The following is a 19,401-nucleotide window of genomic DNA, read 5'->3' on the forward strand; positions in this document are numbered from 1 at the left end:
ATTCAGGACACCTGTGACAATGACGTTCGACCGACCCGCCGCCCGACTCGCGACGCGCCTTGCCTTCCTCGTGGCCGGATTCGGTGTCGCGTGCTGGGCGCCGCTCGTGCCCTTCGCCAAGCAGCGGCTTGGCGTCGATGACGGCGTGCTTGGCCTGCTGCTGCTTTGCCTCGGCCTCGGATCGGTGATCGCGATGGTGATCACAGGCGCGCTCAGCGCGCGATACGGCAGCAAGCCGATCATCGTCGCGGCGGGATTCGGCCTGGCCGTCGTCCTCCCGTTTCTGACCGTTGTCAGCACACCGCTCACACTGGGTATTGCCTTGCTCGCGTTCGGCGCGTCGCTCGGTTCGCTCGACGTCGCGATGAATATCCACGCGATCGATGTCGAGCGGGCGGAGGGCCGGCCTTTGATGTCGGGGTTTCATGCGCTGTTCAGCATCGGTGGCTTTGCTGGATCGATGGTAATGACCTTTCTTCTTTCGATGCACATCGGCCCGCTCGAAAGCACATTGCTATGCGCCGTACTGATGCTCGGCGCGATCGCCTTTGCACGGTCACGGCTGATCGAAACGGCTCACGCGAAAGAAGGTCCGCTATTCGTCGCGCCACGCGGCATCGTGCTGGTGCTTGCCGGCCTCACAGCGATTACGTTTCTTGTCGAAGGCGCACTGCTCGACTGGAGCGCGCTGCTGATCACGGGCGCGGGACTGGTGGCTGCTGCGCAAGGCGGAGTCGGTTACATGATTTTCTCGGTTGCGATGACGGCTGGCCGACTGGGCGGCGACGCGGTGACCGCACGCGTCGGGGACCGTGCCATGGTGTTCTGGGGTGGATGGGTCGCGATGGGCGGCTTTGTTGTCCTGTTGACGGCCCCGAGCGCGGCGATTGCGATGGCAGGCTTTTTGTTGATCGGTCTTGGCGCATCCAACGTGGTGCCGGTGCTGTTTCGCCAGGCGGGCTCGCAACGCGCGATGCCATCGGCGCTCGCTGTCGTGGCGATCACGACGACCGGTTATGCGGGGAATCTCGTCGGCCCGGCGGGTGTGGGGTTTGTTGCGAATGGAGTGGGACTGCCGGGGGCATTCTGGATGTTGGCTGCTCTGCTTTGTCTTGTGCCGTGTTGTGCCCGGTTGGTTACGGCGAAACGGTCGCAAGTGGACTTGTCGTGAACTTATGTGACGTTGGCTTGCGTGCGATCGGGTTTGACGTAGCGCACTGAGCAATTGCGTGTCCAATCAATCGCGTGCTGACGGGAGGAGCTTGCAGCAGCTCTCCTTGCCGTTCGCCGGCAACCGGCAAATCTCCGAACTTCAGTATGTCCGTCTGCACGCTCTGTCTATGTCGCCCCACACGATATGTTCGAATGTCCTCGGTCAGACAGAGTGACTTTCACAACCAACGCTCGTACTTGAGTTTCCGAAACAGCACAAGGCAACCCGTAACCGTGGCAAACAATGTCACCGGATAGCCCCAGGCAGTTTTCAGTTCGGGCATGCTCTCGAAGTTCATCCCATACAGGCTGAAGATCACCGTTGGTACTGCGAGGATAGCGCCCCACCCGGCCAGTCGCTTGACGACCTCGTTCTGCCTCACAGACACGAGCGCCAGATTGACATGCATGGCGTTAGTCAGCATCTCGCGCATGTCGTCCGTAATGGTCGTTATCTGATGCGCGTGATCCTGGACATCGCGCACATAGGCTCGCAATTCCTTCGGAACAATATCTTCATGGAACCGGATGAGTTGATTACAAATGTCGTCCATCGGAACTGCGGCATTCCGCAGTTTGAGGAGATGGCGCCGAAGGTCGTATAGCTTCGCAACTGCCACCTGGTCAAAGTCGGACTTGAACATGTCCGACTCGATGCGGTCGAGTTCCTCCTCGAACCGGCTGACGATCGGCAGGTAATTATCGACCACGAAGTCGAGTATCGAATACAGCGCGAATCCTGGACCCTTGCTCAGCAGCTTCGGATTCTCCTCTACACGCGTACGAATGGCGGCATAGCTTGACGAGGCGCCGTGTCGAACCGTGACGAGGAAGTTTGTCCCCACAAACAGGTGAGTCTCGCCGTACTGCACGTCACCATCTACTAGTTGCGCGGTCTTGACCACGATAAAGAGCGAGTCGCCGTACGCCTCGATCTTGGGCCGTTGGTGTGCCTGGAGCGCGTCCTCGATAGCAAGGTCATGCAGGCTGAACTCCTCCTGGATCTTGCGCAGAAATTCGTCGTCAGGTTCCCAGATGCCCACCCAGACGAATGTGTCCGGCTCTTTCAACACCTCGCTGATGTCGTCGATGGTGACGTCGCCCAAGCGTCGACCCGCCCGGTAAGCAATGCTGTTGACGACCATGCCCATTTTCTGCTCCTTCGTGTTGTCTCGATGGATCCTCGGTTGGGTTCCAGGTCGCGTGCTGATGAGCCAGGTTCCCAGTCTGTCAAACTGCAATCAACGTGGGCGCCGACGTAGCGTCGCGACCAGATGCACGGTCAAGCCATCGCGAACAGTCGCAAAGCGGGCCCAACCAGGTGGAGCATGCACGGCGTTACCGGCGGCACATGTTTTGACAAAAAGGTAGCGCTCCAGAATTGACCGTGCGCAGACGTCATCTGGCGACGATCCAGAGCCAGCAACGTCGAGCCGTGCGGCCGGAGCGTGCACTGAGTTCGCGAAGCGCCTCTCGAAGCCGCGTCAGATCGCGAATCCTGGTCTCCACGCCGATGAGATGGTCGCCCACCATCTGGTCAGCTGTGGCGCAGGCGCGCCGGAGATGGCGGGAAAGATCGGGCAGCCTGCGGCGTTCACCGATCGGAGCCATTCGATAAGTCATCCGCGCCCGGATGACCGCTTACGTGAACACTTCCGCGTGGCGCAGTCAGGGCCACCACCGGTCGCCTCAGGCCGATGAAGTGCCTCCCGTCCCACAATTTGAATGGCCACTTCTTTCGGGCGGACAGACGCCCGAATGCCCACATCCCGTCGCTTGCGAAGGTCGCCCGTGGATTATCGGCTTAGGGCGGCCTGGGCCCGTTGCAGCCACTCGCTGTTATGTTCGCGGGCGTGGCGTGGCCAATGCCTGGCATCGTGCACGATCTCAGCGTAAAGTTCGCGCGCACGCTGGCGGTCGGCCTCATCGGGCTGCGCCGCCAGCCAATCGGCGTACAGGCAACGCGGTGCGGCGTCGCTTGCGCTCGCGAGCGCGATATCGAACGCGGCGCGTGTGCCTGGCGCGCCAAGCGCGGCCAGAACCCGCGCATGCAACAAGGCAGGCTCCGGCTGCCGGCGGGCGAGAGGATCGGCGGCGAACAGCTTTTCCAGTGCTTCCTGCGTGGCCGCAGCATTGCCGTTGGCAAACTGCGCACGCGCCAGCCCCAGGAGCAGAGCCGGATCGGATGAGAATGGCCCGCTGGCCGCTGCCTGGTAATGCTCCAGGGCTTCGGCGGCATTTCCTGCAGCGAGAAGCGCGGCAGCCAGACGCATGCGATGCTCGACGGTCGGCGCGCGATCGAAATACGTGCGCGCCTCGCGCACCGCCCGGTTGGGATCGACAAACTGTGAAATGGCCCTCGTTGCCGTCCTTGCCCCACGCGACTGGCGCAGGGAGGGCAAGTAAATGACAAAGAAGTAGACCGCACTGCCAAGACCAGGGAAAAGAAACAGGATCAGCAGCCAGTACATGTTCTGCTGGTTGCGCACGGCGTGCACCGCAAAGAACAGGGCGATGATGACGTAAAGGCTGATTCCGAAGATGCGCATTGACGGGAAGCTCAGTTGTAAGGCGCTGCCGACGGTACGTCAGCGAAATGGCCGAGCGTTATTGTGACAGAAGCGCGCTGCCATGCCTGGTAGCTCCGCGGGCGCCTTCCCGCACCACTCCTGGTGAACCAAATACAGACCCGACCTGCGCCCCGGAAAGCGACACTGTGTGCGTAGAACGTCGCTATGATCCTTTGCCTCTGGCGGCTGTCTTCTGCGCGACGTTCATGTATAGGTGCTCAGGCTGGCCAGCTTGAACAACGAGCGCGGCCACGCCCACATGGCGTGGCTTCGCACAAGCCACCCGCTTGCACCGCTATAATAGAGGGCTGGAGACGCGGTGGCGGAAGGCGTGGCACGGCAGGTCGCCGGTCGAATTTCCACGGAATTTGCCGGGCGCCCGGGCAGGACGGGGTTAGCGCGGCGCGTCGGCGTCTATGAGGCAGGCGGTTTCGGCGTCCAGGCTTGCATCAGCTTCATCGCCTTCCGGGTTGGCAATGGGACGCCGCAAGATGGCGGCTTTGGCGGGATCGTTCGATGGACAGGCTTGCCCCCTTTCATGTGCCCCCGGTCATCGTACGATCCGGTCGCGTGCTTGCCTGATGATGACTTCGGGGCGGAACAACCTTCCCCACCCATGCTCGCTTCAGTTTCTCATCGTGAAGAAGTTGCTTGAGTTGTCCGGCCTGGTCAGTTTGCAGCCCCGCGTACAGCTTTTTCCGCCGATGGAAGGTCTGCATCCGGGATGCCCACGTAGCGAACAACGCCGCCATCAGCATGCCGGTCTCCACCTGTTTCAACACCGCCACGATTCCGTGGTGATCACATTTCAGTACTCATGCTACGTCTAAGCGAAGTCAAACTCCCGCTCGACCATCCCGAGAGCGATCTCGAAGCCGCGATTCGCGCGCGCCTCGCGGATCTCGGCGTGCCGGCAGACGGGCTCCTCCGTTACACCGTGTTCCGCCGTGCGCACGACGCACGCAAGCGCTCAGACATCAAGCTGACCTATATCGTCGATGTCGAAGTCAAAGACGAAGCCGCCGCGCTCAAGCGGATGGCCGGCAAGCCGCATTGCGGACCGACGCCGGACATGGCGTACCACTTTGTCGCGAAGGCTCCCGAGCACGCAGATTCCCTGCGCCCGGTCGTGATCGGTATGGGGCCGTGCGGCCTGTTCGCAGGACTTATCCTCGCGCAGATGGGGTTCCGTCCGATCATCCTCGAACGCGGCAAAGCCGTGCGCGAGCGCACCAAGGACACCTTTGGCCTGTGGCGCAAGTCCGTACTGAACCCGGAATCCAATGTGCAGTTCGGCGAAGGCGGGGCCGGAACGTTTTCCGACGGCAAGCTATACAGCCAGATCAAGGATCCACACCACTATGGCCGCAAGGTGCTGGACGAATTCGTCAAGGCGGGCGCACCGGAAGACATCCTGTATCTGAGCCGGCCGCACATCGGCACGTTCCGCCTCGTCAGCATGGTGGAAAAAATGCGCGCCAACATCGAGGAACTGGGGGGCGAAGTGCGCTTCGAAACCAGGGTCGAGGACATCGAAATCGATCAGGGCAAAGTGCGCTCGCTCAAGCTCTCGAACGGCGAAACGCTGCGTTGCGATCACGTGGTGTTGGCCGTGGGCCACAGCGCGCGCGACACCTTCCAGATGCTGCACGATCGCGGCGTTTATATGGAAGCCAAGCCTTTTTCACTGGGGTTTCGCATCGAGCATCCGCAGGGGCTGATCGATCGCAGCCGCTTCGGCAAGTTTGCGGGCCACAAGCAACTCGGTGCGGCCGACTACAAGGTGGTCCATCACTGCAGTAATGGACGGGCCGTCTACAGCTTTTGCATGTGCCCTGGCGGCACGGTGGTCGCGGCGACCTCCGAGCCGGGCCGCGTGGTCACCAATGGCATGAGCCAGTATTCCCGGGCCGAGCGCAACGCGAATGCGGGTATCGTCGTCGGCATCACGCCGGAAGACTATCCCGGCGGTCCGCTGGCCGGCATCGCGTTCCAGCGCAAATGGGAAGAGCGCGCATTCGAACTCGGCGGCGGCGATTACCACGCGCCGGGTCAACTGGTCGGAGATTTTATCGCCGGCCGGCCGTCGACATCGCTTGGCGCGGTGGTGCCATCGTACAAGCCGGGCGTGCGCCCGACCGACCTCAGCACCGCGCTGCCCGACTACGTGATCGAAGCAATCCGTGAAGCACTCCCGCAGATGGATAAGAAGATCGCAGGCTTCGCGATGCACGATGCAGTGCTCACCGGCGTGGAGACGCGCACGTCGTCACCGCTGCGGATTCGACGCAAAGACGATTTCCAAAGCATGAACGTCGACGGTCTGTATCCGGCCGGCGAAGGCGCGGGGTATGCGGGCGGTATCTATTCGGCGGCCATCGACGGCATCGAAGTGGCGCAAGCGTTGGCACTCAATCTGACATCGGCGCACATGCCCTGAAGTGCCGGACAGGATCGGCGCGCGAAGGTCCCATAGCTCAGTGAAGCCGACATTCGAATGTCAGCATGAAAACCCGGGGGCCGGCGCTCGTGTAGCGGCGGTTTGACAGGCGCGAGACGGCCGGCGGATACTGGGTCGCGCGGTCGCCCCCTCGTGCCCGGCGCCGCGCGTTCCGGGGGAGCGCCGTGAAGCCAGGTACCACAGGTTCCGCGTCCGAGTCTGCGTCTGCAAGCGGTGCCGCACCGCGCATGACGACCGCCGGCCTGCTCGGCGACCTGACGGCGGGCGCCGTCTCGACGCTCGTCATGCTCTGCTACGCGATGAGCCTGGGCACGCTGATCTTCAGCGCGGACCTCGCGCGCTACGCCGAACTCGGCGTGCCTACCGCGCTGGTCAGTTGCATCGTCACGGCACTGGTGATCGCGCTGACCAGTTCGATGCGCCTGAATATCGCCGGGCCGGACAGCAACGCGACGGCATTTCTCGCGGGCGTGGCAGCAGGCGTCGCGAGCAGCGTGCGTGCCGACGGCGGCTCGCCGCAAACTATTCTTCTGACTGTACTGATCGCCATCGCCCTGTGTTCGGTGATGACGGGCATCGTGCTGTACGCGATCGGTTCGTCGAAGCGCAGCCGTTCATTGCAGTTCCTGCCGTATCCCGTAGTCGGCGGATTTCTGGCGGGCACCGGTTATCTGCTGCTGGCGGGCGCATTCCGCGTGCTGACGGGCGCGTCGCCGCAGTGGCACACCCTGCCCCTGATCACGCATCTGCACTGGCTCGCGTGGATGCCGGCGCTGTTCATCGGCGTGCTCACCACCGTTCTCACGCGCGGCCGGCAGCACATTGCCGCGCTGCCATTCGTGCTCGCGTGCGGGATCGTGCTGTTCTATCTTTCGCTGCACTTCGCCGGACTCTCCATCGACGATGCGCGCAACATGGGCCTGCTGCTGCCCCACGTGAAGCTGCACTTCTTCCCGGATATGCACATGCCCGCGCCGCTCGCGAATGGCGCCATCGACTGGGCCGCGATCGCGGCGCATCTGCCGGAGACGCTCGTCGTGACGTCTGCGTCGGCGATCACGATCCTGATGAACTCGACGGCCATCGGCGCGGCAACAGGCGAGGACGTCGACCTGAACCGCGAAATGCGCGCGGCGGGCCTTGCCAACATCGCGAGCGGGTTGCTGGGCGGGATGGTCGGCTATCAGTCGTACAACCGCTCGATGCTCAATGCGCGCGCCGGCGCGACGAGCCGCATGGCGGGCGTATTCGCGGCGCTCGCGTGCCTTGTTGCGCTCATGGTATCGCCCGATCTGGTGGCCCTCTTTCCCGTCCCCGTGCTGGTCGGGCTGCAGCTTTTCATGGGGCTGCGGCTACTGATGCAATGGCTGATCGGTGCGTATGCAAGGCTCAGCTGGTACGAGTACGCGCTCGTGCCCGGCATGCTTGCCGTCGTGGCGCTCTATGGCGTCGTTGCGGGCGTGATCGCGGGCGTCATTGCCGCGTGTGTGATGTTCACGCTGCTGTATGGACGCGTTAGCTGCGTGCGCATGGCATTCGATGCGACCACGCGCACCTCGACCGTCGAGCGCAGTATCGAGGATGCCGCGCGTTTGCGCGAACTCGGCACGCAGGTGTGCGGGATGTGCCTGCAGGGCTTTCTGTTCTTCGGCACCGCGAATTCGATTCTGCAACGCGTGCGCGAACGGCTCGAAGCAAAAGATGCCGTATCCGTGCGCTACATCGTGCTCGACTTCGCGTCGACCAACGGCATGGATGCGTCGGTATCGATCGCCTTCGTGAAGCTGCGGCAACTATGCGCGTCATCGGGCGCCGACCTTGTGCTCACCGCGTTGCCGGCGCGCTCGCGCAGTCTGCTCGTGAGGACAGGTACGCTGAACTTGCGGATACACGAGTTCGCCACGCTCGATGCGGGTCTCGAATGGATCGAAGACACGCTGCTCGGATCGGGTTCCGCGATGCAGCCATCGGGCGAACAGAATTTCCGTACGACGCTCGCTCCGCATTTCACGCCACCTGCGCTGGAAAGGCTGTGTGAGTGCCTCGAAGTACGCGATCTCGACGCAGGTCAGCACCTGTTTTCGCGCGGTGAGCCGGGCGACGCGCTGTATATCGTCGAGCGCGGACGCGTCGCCGTTTCGCTGCCGCTGCCCGACGGCCGGCTGGTGCGGCTGCGCTCGTTCGGCCCCGGCACGGTGGTCGGCGAAATGGCCGTGTACACGCAGACCACTCGAAGCGCCGATGTGATCGCCGAAACGGCGACGCGCGTTCACCGTCTGTCGGTGCCCACACTGCTCGCGCTCGAACGCGAAGACCCCGTCACCGCACAGCAGTTTCACCGCTTTCTGGTCAAGACGATTGCGTCGCGGCTCGCTGTTGCCGATGAAGCGCTGCGCGCCGCGTATTGATCGTGTTGGGTGTTAAAGGCGTGCTAGCCGCCGTCAGCTGGATCGCTCTCGACGAAAGCCGTTAGCGATGGCAATGAAGCTTGACGGTCGCCTTGATGCTTGCGGCGCAATAGGAAACGCACAGCCTACGAAAAGTCAGTTGATCTGCTTACGTCTCCCCACGCGTCGATAGCCGTTTGCATCGTGGAAAGCTTTCGTCGTACAACACTCAACGCATCGCTACCAAGCAGGAGGTGGACGGGTGGATCGGGATGTTCGACGAGATCCAGCAGCACGCGCGCAGCCTTGTCCGGGTCGCCCGCCTGTCTGCCGTCCTTCGCCTGGCGGGCCTGGCGAACGGGATCGAATACCACGTCGTAGTCCGCAATGCTGCGTTCAGTGCGCACCATCGAGCGGCCCGCCCAATCGGTGCGAAACGAACCCGGCGCGACGGCCGTCACGCTGATGCCGAAGCCGCGAACTTCCTGGGCCAGCGAGTCGGAAATCCCTTCGAGGGCGAACTTGCTGCCGCTGTAGTACGAGATGCCGGGAAACGTCGTGAGGCCCGCCATCGACGTCATATTGATGATGTGACCGGTTCGGCGCACGCGCATGGATGGCAAGACAGCCTTGATCATCGCAACGGCGCCAAACACGTTCACGTTGAACTGATGCAGCAGTTCTTCGAGCGAAGATTCTTCGAGCGTGCCCTCGTGGCCATACCCCGCATTGTTGACGAGTACATCGACCGGCCCGGTTCGTTCAGTCACGCCTTCAACGGCCGCGTCGATTTTGGCGAAATCGGTTACGTCGAGCACCACACCGTGAGCACGGTCCGGCTGCAGTTGCTCGAACGCGTGTTTCGCCGCTTCGCTTCTGACCGTGCCGATGACGACGTGCCCGGCCGACAGCGCAGCTTGCGCAAAAGCGCGCCCAAACCCAGAACTCGCCCCCGTAATCAGGAACACCCGTTGCCGAGATTTGCTCATGGTAACGACCTTGCCAATGCGTGATTGTCGATAGGACCGGGTATCGCTTACCCGGTGACGACACTGTACTTGCGCCAGGCTGGCCGTTGCATCGAGTGGCGATCAATTCAGTTTTTCGGGCGGGGAACAAGTCGTACATCAAGGCTCTGCTCGCCCGTGGGTTCCACAAGCCGGGCGACATTGAAGAGCGACTGGGGTATTACCTTGGCCGGCTCGCGAATTGAATCGGCGCGCGACGTGGTTCGCAAGCGATCGTCTTTACGCGATGCTCGCGGTATTCAGATTGTCAAATGACCATGAGCTAGAACCGTCGTCCGATATATATCGAACTGCCCGCACACGCGTTGGATACTCGTTTCGAGCACGTGCATATTTCGCGGAGACCGGTGAATCAGGACTCGTATAAAGTCCGTTCGGCTTGCTACCGACTCACATCAACCGCGAGTGTCGATCCAGTGGCATGCCCAGCTTCGCGCGTAATCGACCGCGTCGGCCTCGTCGGCGAAATAGTCGAGCGAAAAGAATTCGTATTGATTCGGTGAGCGTCGCGCGCCATCGCGCTCGAGCAGCAGATTTGCGGAAAACAGACCATCGGGCAAGCAATGTGCAGACGGACGTACGGTATAACCCCCGTATTGCTGGGTTGTTGTATTTTGCATTTGTCTTTGATGTTTTGAATTGTATTAGTCACGCCTGGAAAGCATGTGCCGCTGAGACGGCAACCAGCATGACAGAGGCGGCTTCGCGCCGTTTAAGATGCGACTGGCAAGCGCCAGTGCGGGAGACGTGGAGCGTGGACTTCAGGGATAAAACGAATCGGGGCCGCGATCGGGCCCCGCACTGCTACGCCTTAAACCGGCGTGATGTTTGCAGCTTGCACGCCCTTGGGGCCGCGCTTCGTTTCGAAGCTGACCTTCTGGCCTTCAGCGAGGCTCTTGAAGCCATCGCCGCGAATTTCGGAGAAGTGCGCGAAAAGGTCGTCGCCGCCGTTATCCGGGGAGATGAAGCCGAAGCCCTTTGCGTCGTTAAACCACTTTACAGTACCGGTATCCATACGAATCCTTGAAACAGAAAAATTGAAGAGATTATCGCTCCAGAGTTTGGAGCCAAAGGATCAAGGAGGGAGAGGACAACGAATACCGCCGAGGGGCAACGGAACTATTGATGAACAGCAATCGAACTTCTTGAACTTCGGGGCACATTAACACCTGTGCGCCACAATTGCAAGGTTTCAGTGAAACTGGCCCGGGTATTTCTCGACCCGGCGCCAGTCAACGTCATCGAAACGAGCCGCTCCGCTGAGCCGCCACTCGCCAGACAAGCGCCTCAGAAGCCACACGAAGATTGACGACGCGGGGTCAATACAGCTTCCTTGGCGGCAGCGCGCGGCGAATCTGTTTGCGCAACCGGGCCACCGCGGCGGCTTTCTTGCGTTTGCGCTCCGTGGTGGGCTTTTCATACGCCGTGCGCGCACGCAACTCCGCGATCAGTCCATTATTCTGGATTGCACGGCGGAAACGTCGAAGCGCAACTTCGACGGGCTCATTGGGTTTGGGGATGACGGTAGTCAGATCGTTCCTTGAGTCTTGATTCGATTGATGAAAAAGCCGCGCATAGCTAGCGCGTCGTCCGATGCAGACGGCAGAAGACACTTCACTGTACACGCGAAATCTCCAGACCGTCTGGTAATTTGCACAGTCTTCGCCGGGAGCGAGGCAACGGGAGCCCCGCCGCATGGACCGATCGCAGTGGATTCTTGCGACAAAAATTGTCGCTGCAGCCAGCCTCTTCAGAACGAATGCCGGACACCGACAATCGCGCCGAGCTGGCCGATGCCCGCTGCGGGCGTCGTGCCGCCGCCGCCCGCGCTGACGGAATAGCGCGCGTGCGCGCTATTCCACAGGTACGCGACGTTGCCGTAAACAGCCGTTCGCTTCGACAGGAAGTAGGTGGCGCGCAGGCTCGCCAACGTTGCGCGTGCGTCCTGCTGCTGCACGACGACGCGGTAGGCCTCTCCATCGACAGCGAGTACGGGCGTCACATAGTATTGCGCGCCGAGGTAGAACAGATTCGAGCGCACGTCGCCACCCGGTCCGTTCGATTCGACGCGGCGGCCGATCCATCCGCCGCCCAGCTTCACGCCCGCGACGTTCACATAGCCGTTTGCCTGCAGACGCGCATCCTTGTCGCCGCTGCCGCGAATCGCAAACGGCGCGACGCCATCGAAGAAGTTTGCCGCTGCATTCGTGCCGCCGCGTTGTTCGTCGTACGCTGTGGCCACGCCGAAGTAGGTGCCGTCGTACTTCAGCATCGCACTCCATTCGCGGCATTGATTCACATCGCCGGGCACCTGTCCTGCGCAGGTCCCCTGCCCTGGAGAATTGCCCGTCCCCGCGCCGTCGCGTCCAAACGACCAGGACGCGCCGAATGTGAATCCATAGAACTTGCCTTTGTAGACGACCGTGTTGTCGCTTCTCGCGTTCGGCAAGAACGCATCCAGCGCGCCGATGCCGTAAATGTCCGGCCCGAGAATATCGGCATCCGACATCGCCCAATACGACATCGTGTATTGACGGCCAAACGTGAGCGAACCCCACGGCCCTTCGAGTCCAACGAGCGCCTGTCGTCCGAACAGCCGTCCGCCCTGCCCCGAATCGCCTCCGCGCAGGTTGAATCCGCTTTCGAGAATGAATACGGCCTTGAGTCCGCCGCCAAGATCTTCGGCGCCGCGTATCCCCCAGCGTGAAGGCAGTTCGCCCGTGATGCCCGGCATACGGATGACATGATCACCTGCGGCATTTGCATGGGAAACATACTCGATACCCGTGTCCAGCACGCCATAAAGCGTGACGCTGCTTTGCGCAAATGCGGACGCGCTGAAAAGCCCTGCTGCCAATGCCGCAACCCTGCCGTATTTCATGAAGTCTCCTTGACCGCGAATCATTATTTCGGATGACGAACTTAACCGTCTCCGGATGAGTGCATGCCAGGCGAGCTTAGGTTTGGACAATAAAAGCAACAACGGGGAAAACCTCAACGCCTCCATGCAGATCGAAGCGACGAGGAAAAAGCGGAAGGATTTTGCTACTCGAATTCGATTCGATCGGGTGGCAATTCTTCTATCGACAGCGCGATACGCGGGACAAATCTACTGATACAGAGATGATGCGCACACGTAGCGCGATGAAAAATTCGAACGTGAAATGTATTCAATCCAATCTTGAACGCGCCGAATCGGCGGGTGCGGCTCGCTTGAGCAATCGCATGTCAAAGCCAGCGTCTGACTCGCGAACAATAGTCGGCGTACCGTTGCGCGTGCAACCGGAACATGTGCGCCTCTTCGAATCTGACCTGAATCTGGACGAGCAACTCGGACATCGCCCAGATCATCAGCACAGGCCACGTTCCCACCACCAGCAATTGGCCCAGTATCGTTGCGCGGATGCCGAGGTAGATGGGATTGCGCGACAGCGCGAACGGGCCTGTCGTGATCAGTTCGGTTCGCGTGCGAGTATCGACGCCCATTCGCCACGCGGTTCCCATCGTAGTCTGAGCGCAAACCACCCATATCAGCGCAACAGCCATGCACGCGACGCCAATCCACCGCGTCCATTCCTGATCGAACCATTGCGCGACGAGTTGTCCGCGTTCGCCAGTGATGCCGTAAAACACCAGAAACGACCCGTCGACGATGGGTAGCCAAAAATAGAAGCATCGCGCGACAAAGTCGTGGGCCGATGCACCGCGCGAGAATGACACGGCGTCGTGTCGGTTCGTTCGCGCAATCAACATGCGCCCGACAACAGCCGTTGCGCCAAACACACCTGCATGAACGAGAGGAAAGAATCGCCAGAAATCGGAACCGGTGAAGTGCATAGCTGGAAATGCAGTGAACATTGTGGACCGGCATGTTCTCACAACGCGCAATGGAACATCGGCAACTTCGGCTTGCACGCGATAGCGCGCGGTCCATCTCGCGCTGTTCAAGATGAGCGACCGCACTATGAATAACGTGCATTGTGGACTTGCAATAGTTTCGCTTCTTCGAGCGGTATGGCTATGGCATCTTGAAACGGCCATCAAGCACATCGGAAGCGCGCATCGCCGCGGCGGAGCAGACGTGCAAGGCACTCAATCCACGGAGGAAACGCAATGTCTCAAACCCCCACTACAAGTACCAAAGACCAGCTCGTAGCACGTTGTCTGCCGTTTCTCGAAGAAGTGAGAGACATGACCACAGGCGTCAAGGTCGAGCAATGGCTGAACACGAAATACGGCGTCGATAGCGAGCTGTACAAGGATCTCGCCCGCCTCATTACACTCGGCGTCGAAGAAGGCTGGGCGGCCGATGTCGAGATTTCCGGCCCGAAATACCGGCGTGCGCGGCTCGTCGCACCTTCTGCGGAAACGTTCTTTTTCAGCATCACGGCGGTGCTGATGGACAGTACCGACAACGGGCAGAACAACCCTGAAGACGCGTTTCGCGGCGACTATCACTCGCACCCTTATGGCGAGTTCAATCTCGTCGTGCCGCTCAACGAAGGCGCCGCGCTCGCCGGCCCAAGCGGATGGTGCTACGGCGGCTGGACCGCGCCCGCGCCAGGCAGCCATCACTTTCCCGAGGCAAAAGGCGGGGCGGTGATCGCGCTGTTCTTCTTGCCCTCGGGACGCATTGCATACGACATCACGCCGCCCGTACACTGAACTGCACAAACACTGCGAGCCTCAACAGAGGCTCGCAGCAATCGCATCCAGCTTCAACAGTTCACCACTAGTGCGCGAGCGATTCGCCCTCCGCCACATCCTGCACGCCTGCGCTCGAACACGTCGCCTGCTTGATCAACAGGGCCACGCACGCTACCGCGCCCGATACCGCAACGACCGTGAAAATGCCTGGCAGACTGACCTGCTGCCGCGACAACTCCGCGACGAGAAACGAACCCGCGATTCCGCCGAAGCGCCCGACGCCAAGCATCCACGCGACACCTGTGCCGCGTCCCGCCGTTGGATAGAACGCAGCCGCGAGAGCGGGCATCGACGCCTGCGCGGTATTCACCAGCACACCGGCGATAAACACCGCGCACATCAGCAGGCCGATATCGCCGACTGCCTGTCCAATGGCATACACGCTGATCGCACCGAATGCATAAGCGGCGGCCACGACGCGATTGGGATTGAAGCGGTCCATCAGCATGCCGCATAGCACCGTACCCACGCCGCCCAGCGGAAACAGCGCGGACACGAGCGCGGCGCGCTGCGGGCTCAGTCCCGCGTCCTTGAGAAGAACGGGCATCCAGTTGACCAGTCCGTAGAAGATGACGAGGCCCATGAAGTAGCACAGCCACAACATCACGGAGCCGAGAATGAATGAACGCGACAACACGATACGAATGCCGCCACTTCCCGGTGCGTGCCTGACGGATTCCTGCATGACGAAAGCATGCGCAAAACGTGCGTCCGCACTGATGCGAACCATCACGTTGCGAACCTTCTCTACCGGCTGCTGTCGCTCCACCATGTAACGGATCGACTCCGGCAACCTGAGCGCGAGCACGATGGCAAGCAGCAACGGCACTGCGCCGCCGAGCAGCAGAACGCTGCGCCAGCCGAACTGCGGAATCATCCACGCAGCGAGAAATCCACCCAGAGCAGCGCCCAAAGGGAATCCGCAGAACATCAGATTGACGATCGTGGCGCGTCGGCCGTCGGGACAGTACTCGCTCATCAGCGTGACGGCGTTCGGCATCGCGGCGCCGAGTCCGACGCCAGTGACGAAACGCAGCGTCGTCAGTGCGGTCAAATCCTGCGCGTAAGCCGAAGCGAAACACGCCACGCCGAACAGCAGCACGGACAAGGTCAGCACGAGGCGTCGACCGCACCTGTCCGACACAGGCCCTGAAAGTAAGGCGCCGCAAGCAAGCCCAAAGAGTGCGGCACTCAGCACAGGCGCAAGCGCCGCCCTGCCGATATGCCACTCCGACAGCAGCGAAGGCGCGATAAAGCCGATCGCAGCCGTATCGAAGCCATCCATCAGCACGATGACGAAGCACATCGCAAATACGAGCCACTGAAAGCGGGAGAAAGGGTGCTCGTTGATGAGCGCTTGTATATCGACAGTCCGGGTCTCTTCCATTGCATCCTCACTGATGGGATTGAATTGCCGGCGTCGCCACGTCAGCGCTTGCTGCGTGCCTCGCCGATCTATCGGGGGCCAAGGTTAAGAGCGCCAAATACGGCCAACAACCCGGCGAAGCACGCACGCGGCGCGCACATGCCCCTCGCGCGGCGTGGCAAGCATCGCGCGATGCGTTCGGGTTGAATCGAGAAGACCTATGTTTTCAGGCCGTTTCGACGACGTTGACGAGATTGCGCGCCATGGCGCACGCGCAGTGAATTGTTTGCATACCGATCTTGCACGGCCCGGATCAACAGCTGCGAACCTGCCGCGCGACATCGGCAAGCTGGTGCCGCAGCCATTGCAGCGCGGGGTCCGTGTCGTTGCGTTCGTGCCAGACCGCGCGCACGGCGGCGTTGTGGCACTCGTACGGCGTCGCGCACATTTTCAGTTCGCCGTAGCGCTCCAGTTCACGGCCAAGCGATGACGGCACGAGCGCGAGCATGTCGCTGTGACGAAGCAGTGCGGGAACGGCCAGCGAATGCGCGACCGACATGCGCATGCGCGGCACGTCGGCACCGTCGGCGAATGCGCGGTTGAGCGCATCGCGGTTGAACATCTCCGATTGCCGCGCGAGCCCGCGCTCGACGATGAAGCCGCTCACTGCGCCCTCTTCCTCGCCGCCTTGCGAAATGGCGACAAGCGGATAAGCAAGCAGATCGTCACGCGTAACGGCGCGCTCGGCGATGGGGTGGTCTCGATGAAGCAGCACCACATCCGTCTGCTCCCACAGTTGCGCCGACCGCAAGCGCGTCGGCACGTCCGCGAATATGCCGATCGCCACATCGATCCGGCCGACGTCGATCTGGCCTGCGAGATCGAGCCGCGTCGATGGACGGATCACCAGGTCCACGAGCGGCGCCTCCGCGCGCAGCCGTTGACTGAGACGCCCGAGCACCAGCGACGTGATGTAGTCATTCGCCGCGACGACGAACTTGCGTTGCGCGACGCGCGGATCGAATGCATCCACGCCCAGCGCCGCCCTGATCTGCGCCAGCGCACCGCGCACCTGCGCAGCCATGCCGACGGCGCGCATCGTTGGCTCCATGCCCTTGCCCGTGCGCACGAACAGGTCATCGCCGAGCACCTGACGCATGCGTCCAAGCGCGTGGCTGATCGCGGATTGACTCAGATTCAGGCGCTTGCCCGCCAGGGCGAGATTGCGGTCTTCGAAGATCGCGTCGAATACGCGCAGCAGGTTCAGGTCGATGCGATCCGCTGACACGGTCCTAACCCTCATGATGATTGGTTGCAGGCTGTGCCGCATGACGATACCGGCGACAACTCGCGCCGAATGCTTCGAAGATCGAACGCGACAGTGCGTCGTGTTGCGTCATGACTTCCGGGTGCCACTGCACGCCGAGCGCGAAGTCGTGTCCGTTCAGCCGATACGCTTCGATCAGACCGTCGGGCGCGCGAGCTTCGACGACAAGCCGCGGCGCGAGCGCGGCAACGCCCTGCCGATGCAGCGAATTCACGCGCACGCGGTGCGCGTTGGCGAGCGTCGACAGCATGCCAGCAGGCGTGAGTTCGACTTCGTGGCGGTATCGATAGCGGGTGGACAGATCTTCTGCGAGGTCTTCGAGATGGTCTTCCGAATGACCCGACGCGTGAATGTCCGCGTGGAGCGTGCCGCCAAAGGCGACATTCATTTCCTGGAAGCCACGACAGATCGCGAGAATCGGCATGCCGCGCGCCGCCGCGCCGCGTATCAGGTTCAGCGCGACGTGATCGCGATCGGGATCGGAAAGCGCGTCGCGGCTTGCCTCGCCGCCATACCTGTGCGCCGCCACGTTCGATGCGCCACCTGGAAATAGCAAGCCGTTCACGCCATCAAGGTAATCGTCCACCGATTCGATCTCCAGTGATGCTGGAATCAGCACGGGACTGACATTCGCACCCGACATCAGCGCGCGAACATAGCTGTGCTTCGCGCCATGCTGATCGTGTTCACCGACGAAGAAGCGGTCGCACACCACTCCGACGAGAGGACGGCCGTGTTTTTCAGCGCTCATTCCGCAACTCCTCGACGGCATGCACATCGCGGCTCGCGAGCGCTTTCAGATCGAATGCGGGATCGCGCACCGCCTCCGGTGTAACTCGCGCGCCGTTCGCGAGCAGCTTGCGCGCGAACATGTGATCCTGCGGCCGGTTGATGCTATCGACGGCGATCAGCTTGTCGTCGCGAAAGTAGAACAGCGAGAAACGTTTGTCTTCGACGGAACCGCGCATCGCGTAGTCGGTAAAGCCCGCGTTCACGCCGGCCATCTGCAGCTTCAGGTCGTATTGATCGGACCAGAACCAGGGCAGCGCGCGATACGGTTCCGACCGCCCGACAACTGTTGCCGCTGCCGTCTTCGCCATATCGTTTGCGTTCTGCACGGATTCGATCCGGCATGCGCTCGCGCCCGGCGGCGCCCAGTGAGGGACGAACGAAGCGCAATCGCCGGCGGCGACGATCGACGGGTCGCTGGTGCGCGCGCAGGCGTCCACCACGACGCCGCCCGCCACGTTCAACCCGCAATCGGCGGCGAGTTCGGTATTCGGAACCACACCGATACCGACCACGACGAGATCGCAAATGAGCCGTACGCCATCATCGAGTTCAACCGATACGCTCCCATCCGTGTCGTGCAGCGCCACCACCTTGCGGCCGAACTCGAACGCGACGCCATGCTCCGTATGAGCACCCAGCATGAAGCCCGACAGCCACGGCGACGCGACGCGTGCAAGCAGACGCGGCTCCGTCTCCACCACCGTCACATCGAGTCCCTGCTGACGCAGCGAAGCCGCTGCTTCGAGCCCGATATAGCCGCCGCCGATCACGACCGCGCGTCGCGCCGTGCGCGCAGTCTGTGCGAGGCGCCTTGCGTCGCGCAGATCGCGTAAGTAGTGAACGGCGTTAAGTGTCGCGCCAGGACAGTCGAGCTTGCGCACGCGCGCCCCCGTCGTCAGCGCAAGATGGTGATAAGCGATGCGCGGGCCGTCGTGCAGTTCGATCTCCCGACGCTCGCGGTCGATGTGTGTGGCGCGCGTCGACGGCATCCATTCGATCTTCTCTTCGTCGAAAAACGCCTGCGAACGCAGCGGTAAACGCTGCTCCGCAAAGCTGCCCGTCAGAAAGCCCTTCGACAGCGGCGGTCGTTGATACGGCGCATCGGGCTCGTCGCCGAGCAGGACGATACGGCCGTCAAAGCCGAGTTCGCGCGCGGACGCGGCGAGCTGGACGCCCGCATACGACGCGCCGACAACCACAAGCGTGCTATTCATGATGTCACCCTTGCCTGGGCGGAATCCGGACGACAAGTCCTTCCATCGCAGCCATCATGACGAGCTGGCAGCTCAGCCGGCTTTCGGGCCGTCGCTCGGCGGCGACGCCGTCGAGCAGTTCCAGTTCGGAGTCGTCGGGCAACGGCAGGTCCGCCGTCGACGAGCCGTCGATATAAACATGGCACGTCGCGCACGACAGGCAGCCGCCGCATTCGGCATCGATGCCGCGCACGTTGCCGTGAATCGCGGCCTCCATCACGCTGGTGCCGGCGGGTACTTCGATTTCGCGGCGATCGCCGTCGCGCAGAATGTAGGTGACGATAGGCATGACTTCTCT

17 protein-coding genes are annotated in these 19,401 nt (G+C 61.9%); 4 read left to right on the forward strand and 13 right to left on the reverse strand.

The genetic code is table 11. The features are described from left to right. The first annotated feature begins 19 nt into the window (after positions 1–19). Positions 20–1,171 carry an MFS transporter gene (locus C2L64_RS29225; protein ID WP_007580831.1) on the forward strand — a complete coding sequence of 384 codons (1,152 nt, stop codon included), beginning with the start codon at positions 20–22 and terminating at the stop codon, positions 1,169–1,171. A gap of 220 nt (positions 1,172–1,391) precedes the next feature. Here the strand turns inward: C2L64_RS29225 and corA are convergent, their stop codons facing one another. Both corA and C2L64_RS29235 read right to left on the reverse strand, forming a co-directional pair. After that, entirely contained in the window at positions 1,392–2,363 is a 972-nt protein-coding gene (gene corA / locus C2L64_RS29230) for a magnesium/cobalt transporter CorA (protein WP_007580833.1), read from the reverse strand. A gap of 645 nt (positions 2,364–3,008) precedes the next feature. After that, positions 3,009–3,761: a hypothetical protein gene (locus C2L64_RS29235; RefSeq protein WP_007580835.1), complete on the reverse strand. Its 753-nt coding sequence runs from the start codon at positions 3,759–3,761 to the stop codon at positions 3,009–3,011. An 838-nt stretch (positions 3,762–4,599) separates the two neighbouring features. On the opposite strand from C2L64_RS29235, the gene C2L64_RS29245 reads away from it, so the two are divergent. Further along, positions 4,600–6,222 carry an NAD(P)/FAD-dependent oxidoreductase gene (locus C2L64_RS29245; RefSeq protein WP_007580839.1) on the forward strand — a complete coding sequence of 541 codons (1,623 nt, stop codon included), beginning with the start codon at positions 4,600–4,602 and terminating at the stop codon, positions 6,220–6,222. Between the two features lie 185 nt (positions 6,223–6,407). Continuing rightward, complete coding sequence (locus tag C2L64_RS29250) at positions 6,408–8,651, forward strand: SulP family inorganic anion transporter (protein WP_407671786.1); 2,244 nt, start codon at positions 6,408–6,410, stop codon at positions 8,649–8,651. Positions 8,652–8,776: 125 nt separating this feature from the next. On the opposite strand, the gene C2L64_RS29255 is transcribed toward C2L64_RS29250, so the two are convergent. The 6 genes from C2L64_RS29255 to C2L64_RS29285 form a co-directional block, all read right to left on the reverse strand. Then, complete coding sequence (locus C2L64_RS29255; RefSeq protein WP_007732441.1) at positions 8,777–9,619, reverse strand: oxidoreductase; 843 nt, start codon at positions 9,617–9,619, stop codon at positions 8,777–8,779. Between the two features lie 434 nt (positions 9,620–10,053). After that, positions 10,054–10,278 carry a hypothetical protein gene (locus C2L64_RS29265; protein ID WP_035539594.1) on the reverse strand — a complete coding sequence of 75 codons (225 nt, stop codon included), beginning with the start codon at positions 10,276–10,278 and terminating at the stop codon, positions 10,054–10,056. 191 nt (positions 10,279–10,469) lie between these two features. After that, positions 10,470–10,673 carry a cold-shock protein gene (locus C2L64_RS29270; RefSeq protein WP_007580847.1) on the reverse strand — a complete coding sequence of 68 codons (204 nt, stop codon included), beginning with the start codon at positions 10,671–10,673 and terminating at the stop codon, positions 10,470–10,472. 304 nt (positions 10,674–10,977) lie between these two features. After that, positions 10,978–11,190 carry a 30S ribosomal protein S21 gene (gene rpsU / locus C2L64_RS29275; RefSeq protein ID WP_039900353.1) on the reverse strand — a complete coding sequence of 71 codons (213 nt, stop codon included), beginning with the start codon at positions 11,188–11,190 and terminating at the stop codon, positions 10,978–10,980. A 218-nt stretch (positions 11,191–11,408) separates the two neighbouring features. Beyond that, positions 11,409–12,539, reverse strand: a complete 1,131-nt coding sequence (locus tag C2L64_RS29280) for a porin (protein WP_007580851.1) — start codon at positions 12,537–12,539, stop codon at positions 11,409–11,411. 347 nt (positions 12,540–12,886) lie between these two features. Beyond that, complete coding sequence (locus tag C2L64_RS29285) at positions 12,887–13,378, reverse strand: methyltransferase family protein (RefSeq protein WP_238554586.1); 492 nt, start codon at positions 13,376–13,378, stop codon at positions 12,887–12,889. A gap of 393 nt (positions 13,379–13,771) precedes the next feature. On the opposite strand from C2L64_RS29285, the gene C2L64_RS29290 reads away from it, so the two are divergent. After that, positions 13,772–14,323 carry a 4-hydroxylaminobenzoate lyase gene (locus C2L64_RS29290; protein WP_039900296.1) on the forward strand — a complete coding sequence of 184 codons (552 nt, stop codon included), beginning with the start codon at positions 13,772–13,774 and terminating at the stop codon, positions 14,321–14,323. A gap of 67 nt (positions 14,324–14,390) precedes the next feature. Here C2L64_RS29290 and C2L64_RS29295 read toward each other — a convergent pair whose 3' ends face one another. The 5 genes from C2L64_RS29295 to C2L64_RS29315 form a co-directional block, all read right to left on the reverse strand. After that, positions 14,391–15,752 (reverse strand): MFS transporter, encoded by a 1,362-nt coding sequence (locus C2L64_RS29295; RefSeq protein ID WP_007580858.1) that lies wholly within the window; start codon positions 15,750–15,752, stop codon positions 14,391–14,393. Between the two features lie 292 nt (positions 15,753–16,044). Further along, positions 16,045–17,019 (reverse strand): LysR substrate-binding domain-containing protein, encoded by a 975-nt coding sequence (locus C2L64_RS29300; protein WP_007580859.1) that lies wholly within the window; start codon positions 17,017–17,019, stop codon positions 16,045–16,047. A gap of 4 nt (positions 17,020–17,023) precedes the next feature. Then, positions 17,024–17,809 (reverse strand): gamma-glutamyl-gamma-aminobutyrate hydrolase family protein, encoded by a 786-nt coding sequence (locus C2L64_RS29305; protein WP_007580862.1) that lies wholly within the window; start codon positions 17,807–17,809, stop codon positions 17,024–17,026. Beyond that, complete coding sequence (locus C2L64_RS29310) at positions 17,799–19,064, reverse strand: NAD(P)/FAD-dependent oxidoreductase (protein WP_007580863.1); 1,266 nt, start codon at positions 19,062–19,064, stop codon at positions 17,799–17,801. Before C2L64_RS29310 ends, C2L64_RS29305 begins: the two co-directional genes overlap by 11 nt. 4 nt (positions 19,065–19,068) lie before the next feature. Continuing rightward, a complete protein-coding gene (locus tag C2L64_RS29315; RefSeq protein WP_007580865.1) occupies positions 19,069–19,392 on the reverse strand; it encodes a 2Fe-2S iron-sulfur cluster-binding protein in 324 nt (107 codons plus the stop codon). Positions 19,393–19,401: the final 9 nt, after the last annotated feature.

Origin of the sequence: Paraburkholderia hospita (genome assembly GCF_002902965.1) — a bacterium.
GTDB lineage: Bacteria > Pseudomonadota > Gammaproteobacteria > Burkholderiales > Burkholderiaceae > Paraburkholderia > Paraburkholderia hospita.